This window comes from bacterium (assembly GCA_040755795.1).
In the GTDB taxonomy this organism is placed as follows: Bacteria; UBA9089; CG2-30-40-21; order CG2-30-40-21; family SBAY01; genus JBFLXS01.
The window spans coordinates 1-5,161 of sequence record JBFLXS010000293.1; the positions used below are offsets into that span (position 1 = coordinate 1).

At 36.7% G+C, this 5,161-nt stretch carries 5 protein-coding genes; 4 read left to right on the plus strand and 1 reads right to left on the minus strand.

All coding sequences use genetic code 11. From position 1 onward, the window contains the following. The first annotated feature begins 152 nt into the window (after positions 1 to 152). Positions 153 to 974: a prohibitin family protein gene (locus tag AB1414_15095; GenBank protein MEW6608747.1), complete on the plus strand. Its 822-nt coding sequence runs from the start codon at positions 153 to 155 to the stop codon at positions 972 to 974. 249 nt (positions 975 to 1,223) lie between these two features. Here the strand turns inward: AB1414_15095 and purM are convergent, their stop codons facing one another. Further along, entirely contained in the window at positions 1,224 to 2,222 is a 999-nt protein-coding gene (gene purM / locus AB1414_15100; GenBank protein MEW6608748.1) for a phosphoribosylformylglycinamidine cyclo-ligase, read from the minus strand. A gap of 394 nt (positions 2,223 to 2,616) precedes the next feature. On the opposite strand from purM, the gene AB1414_15105 reads away from it, so the two are divergent. The 3 genes from AB1414_15105 to AB1414_15115 all read left to right on the plus strand — a co-directional run bounded on the left by AB1414_15105 (position 2,617) and on the right by AB1414_15115 (position 5,020). Then, on the plus strand, positions 2,617 to 3,651 hold the full coding sequence (locus tag AB1414_15105; protein MEW6608749.1) for a peptidylprolyl isomerase: 1,035 nt from the start codon (positions 2,617 to 2,619) through the stop codon (positions 3,649 to 3,651). A 19-nt stretch (positions 3,652 to 3,670) separates the two neighbouring features. Next, complete coding sequence (locus AB1414_15110; GenBank protein MEW6608750.1) at positions 3,671 to 3,799, plus strand: hypothetical protein; 129 nt, start codon at positions 3,671 to 3,673, stop codon at positions 3,797 to 3,799. A gap of 69 nt (positions 3,800 to 3,868) precedes the next feature. Further along, on the plus strand, positions 3,869 to 5,020 hold the full coding sequence (locus AB1414_15115) for an RNA-binding domain-containing protein (protein MEW6608751.1): 1,152 nt from the start codon (positions 3,869 to 3,871) through the stop codon (positions 5,018 to 5,020). Positions 5,021 to 5,161 lie beyond the last annotated feature (141 nt).

Genomic DNA, 5,161 nt, shown 5'->3' on the forward strand with positions numbered 1-5,161 from the left:
ATTTTAAGGAAAGATTAAAGGGGAGGACAAACCGATATGGGTAGGATTTAAGGATGGGAGGTGTAATTATTACATAATCTCTCTAATCCTACTTCTGATGCGGGATTAGAATAGGTCCGACCCTCTTTACTAAACTAAAGGAGGTGAAAAAAATGGTAAAATCAGACAAAGGTGTAGAGCATTTAATTAAATTTGGCGTTGTGGGGTTTGTTCTTCTGATGCTTCTAATGACACTTAATCCATTTGTCATCGTTGGACCTGGTGAGCGTGGTGTCGTAACAAGATTTGGTGCGGTGCAAGATTCGATAAAGAATGAAGGGCTAAATTTCAAAATTCCAATAATAGAAAAGGTAATATTGGTCGATGTAAAAGTAAGGAAGCGTGAAAGTAGAGCCAGTGCCGCAAGTAAAGATTTACAAACCGTTAGCACAGAAATTGCTCTAAACTATGGGTTAAATCCGATAATGGTTAATAAATTGTGGCAAGAAATAGGACCTGATTTTGAAAGTAGAATAGTTGACCCGGCTATTCAGGAATCAGTCAAAGCAGTAACGGCAAGATTTACCGCTGAAGAACTTGTTCAGAAACGAGAAGAAGTCAAACAACAGGTAGAACAATTATTGGATGTTCGGTTAAAAGAAAAGTATTTGGTAGTAGATGCGGTTTCGATTACTGATTTTAATTTTAGCGCCGACTTTAATGCCGCCATTGAAGCAAAACAACAGGCTGAACAACTGGCTTTGAAGGCAAAACGGGATTTAGAGCGAATTAAGACTGAGGCAGAACAAAAAGTCGCTCAAGCACAAGCCCAGGCAGAAGCACTCCGACTCCAAAAAGAACAGGTTACACCTCAATTGGTAGAATTACGCAAAATAGAAGCTCAAATGGCCGCAATCGAAAAATGGAATGGCGTTTTACCTCAATATGTTGGTGGAGGACCTGTGCCCTTTATTGATGTCTCCCCTCATAAGTAGCGTTTTGGGAATCAGGTATTCAGTATTACCGATTACCGTAATGGGTCAGTGAAATGAGGGATTCTCCTGAAAGTAGGAAGTAGGAGAGTAGGAAAGTAGGAAAGGGGGAGACATTGCCCCCGGAAGAGGAATATCGTGCACATCCTTTATCCCTTTCCTACTTACCTACTACCTACTTACCTAACTATTTTCATTGCTCTGTCCTCCGCAGGTTAATTTCATTTCCCCAAATGACTGACGCATTACCGATTACCTGAATTCTACTTCATTATTACCCGCTTTTATCTGGCCGATTAAATAGGTTTTTTCACCCAGGCTGTCTAATTTTTTCATAGCAGAGGAAAACTCTTTTTCGGAAACGATAATGACCATCCCAATACCCATATTAAATGTTCGATACATCTCCAGGTCTTGAATTTCACCTCTATTTTGAATCTCATTAAAAATCCACGGGACTTCCCATGAATTTCTTCTAATCACTGCTTTTGTGCCTTCAGGTAGGATGCGTGGGATATTATCTAAAAATCCACCACCCGTGATATGGGCAATACCTTTTAAGTTAAAACTTTCCTTGAGTGTCAAAATAGACTTTACATAAATCCTGGTTGGTTTAAGGAGTTCATCTTTGAAGGTTTCCATATCTTGTTCAAATACCTTCCGCACTAATGAAAAACCATTACTATGTAAACCCGAGGAGGCGATACCAATAATGGCATCGTCAATAGCTATCTGGTTTCCATCGATTAAATTTCCTTTCTCAACTACTCCGACGGCAAAACCAGCTAAATCATACTCATCAGGCGAATAGACCGCAGGCATTTCAGCAGTTTCTCCGCCTAACAAGGCACAATCTGCTTGATTACAGCCTTCAACAATCCCCTCCAGTATTTCTTGAGCAACAGTAAGGTTTAATTTACCAAAACTCAAGTAATCCAGGAAAAATAAAGATTGTGCCCCGCAGGTGACCAGGTCATTGACACACATTGCCACTAAATCAATCCCCACACCTCTATGTTGATTTAGTTTTTGAGCAATTTTGATTTTCGTCCCAACGCCATCACAACTACTGACTAAAACTGGTTCTTTATATTTTTTGAAATCAAGTTCAAATAAGCCACTAAACCCACCAATCCCACCAATAACTTGCCATGTAGAACCTCTAATTTTGGTTGGTAGTTTTTTAATGCGACGGACCAATTCATTTCCCGCATTAATATCTACCCCGGCTGATTTGTAAGTTATACCCATAATTTATACTCCTCTATTCTAAGTGTTCAGCCATCAGAAAGCAAAAACTAATGACTACTATAGCACTTATTAATCGAAATTTGACATAGATATGGCTCTGAAATTCCAAATCACAAATTCCAAATTCCAAATAAATTCGAATGACCAAAATTCAAAACATTACCCCCCATAGTTTGATATTTATTACTTGAAATTTGGTGCTTATTTGAGATTTGGTGCTTGGGATTTGGGATTTTTTCCTTATCCACTCTGAGTAAAATTTTGACTAATAACTGCTATAATTAGCCTATCAAATAAATCTGTAAATGTCAAGATAAAAATAAATTGACAATTAATATAGATTTTGATATTATAATACTCTATAGGGCTTCACGAAATTAAAAATTGGTAACTAATGTTCTGTCGCTACTCAATTGATGCCCCCGCTGGCGGGGGACGATGGCCAATCAATCACTTGAATGGCAACAGAGCACTAATCACCATTCACCAGTTACCAGTTACCAATTACCAGTTACCAATTATAAGGAGACTAAAATTGAAATCTAAATATATTATCTTTTCTTTAATTATAACCTTTACAGGAGTTTATCTTGCTGAGGCAAAAACCGTTAACCGTATTGTTGCCTGGATAAATGAGGATATAATTACTCAAACAGAAATAGATAAGGCGATGAGTGCAATAGAGACAAACCTTACTCCTGAACAAATGAATAAATTACAACAGCAGGTGTTGGATAAATTAATTGAAGAAAAACTTATTTTACAAGAGGCTAAAAGACAAAAAATTACAATATCCCCTGCAGAGCTCGAAGAAGCACTCAATAAGGTTAAAAAACAATTCAAATCTATTAATGAATTTAAAAAGGCTATTGAATTAGAAGGACTTTCAGAAGATGACCTTCGTCGGGAATATGAAGAAAGTTTAATAAAAAAAGAGTTAGTTGAAAGTGAGGTATGGTCAAATATTCAGGTCTCCGTAGATGAAATTGCTCAAATCAGAAATGAATTTTCTCATCAGTTTAAAGTTAGGCATATCCTGGTGAAAACTAAACCAGAGGCAATCCTCATCCTTGCCCGATTAGAGAGAGGTGAAAAATTTGAAGACTTAGCTCAAAATTACTCTATTGACCCCGGCAGTAAAAATAAAGGCGGAATGATTGAATTTTTCACTAAAAGCCAGATGGTTAAAGAATTTTCAGAGGCGGCGTTTGCTTTAAAAAGACCAGGTGAAATAAGCGGAATAGTCGAGACTAAATTTGGATTTCATATCATTCAACTTGTAGAAAAAAAAGAGTTAGACGAAGAACAATTGGAGGAAGTAGTAAAAACACAAGAAACAAAATTAAGACAGGTAAAATTTAATGAAGAATTCACCCGCTGGATAAATAAATTAAAAGAAAAGGCTTATATGAAGATAGTGCTGGAGTAGTGAAATCGCAATAGAAGAAATGGTCAGTGAACAGTGGTTAGTGGGCAATGGTCAATTAAAGGAGAAACGCTCATGCCTACAGGGAGTGGGCACAAAGGAAGATGAAAATGGGTTGGATGGTTGGATGGTTCAGGTGAAATCAGGCTGAAGCCTGTGGCTACCAGCCTTCCCGAGTCCCGAACCCCGAGTCCCGAGTCCCGATTTTCAGGAGAACGTAATGAATGAACTTAGAGAAAGAATCCTAAAAGGCGAGGATTTACATACCGATTTCAAAGAAAAACTTACTGATAATGAAGAACTTGCAAAAAGTATTGTTTGTTTTGCAAATACAGACGGAGGTCAAATAATTATAGGTGTTCGTGATGATGGTGAAATTGTTGGATTAGAAAGGGAAGAACTTGATGAAACTATAAGGAAAATTGATGATGTTGCCTTTAATAGATGTGAACCGCCTTGTACTGTTGTAACTGAGTCATTAGTAGTTGTTGAGAAAAATATAATAATAGTGAATGTTCCTAAAGGGGAGCAAAGACCTTACAGAACTGGCAGAGGATTATATTACATACGAAGTGCCAATAGATGCAGGCAGGCAGGAAGACAAGAACTTCTGCGCCTTTTCCAGGCTACTGAAAGTATATACTACGATGAGATTGAAATTTCAAGAGCAAGTATTAAAGATATTGATACTGATTATGCTAAAAAATTTTTAGAAAGGTATTTCCCTCTAAAAGTAAAAGATAAAGATTTAATACCGTATTTAATTAATATAAAATCGCTTTCAAAAAACAAAAAACCAACCCTTGCAGGAATTTTGTTTTTTGGAGAAAACCCTCAATTTTATATTCCAACTTCATACATAGTTACTGCTTATATAGATGGAGATGATATGGCTATTCCACCATCTGATCTAAAAAAGTTTGACGGTAAAGTTCCACAAATACTTGAGGATTGTATGCGATTTCTAAAGATTTATATAAAAGAAAAACATATTATAAAAGGACTTGAAAATGAAAAATATCCTGAGATTGAAGATTTTGTCTTAAGAGAAGCCCTTGTTAATGCAGTAGCCCATAGGGATTATACTATTAGTGCTCCTATTCGGATATTTATATTTACTAACAGGATAGAGTTTCATAGCCCAGGCAAATTACCTGATAGCGTCAGTATTGAAAACATTAAAATAGGTGGAGCCCATGTGGTAAGAAACCCAACAATATATAACTTACTTGGCAAGATGGGATTTGTAACAGATATAGGAACTGGAATACAAAGAATAATAGAATCTGTAAAAAAGACTACTGGTAAAGATGTGCTACTTGAGGTTATAGATAGTGAATTTATCTTAACTATACCAAGAAAAGAAGGATAACAGTATATCTTTAAGGTAACTATTCAGCCTGTAGGAAAGTAGGAGAGTAGGGAAGTAGGAAAGGGGAGACATTGTCCCCAGAAGAGGAATACCGTGCACATCCTTTATCCCTTTCCTACTACCTACTTGCCTACTATTTCC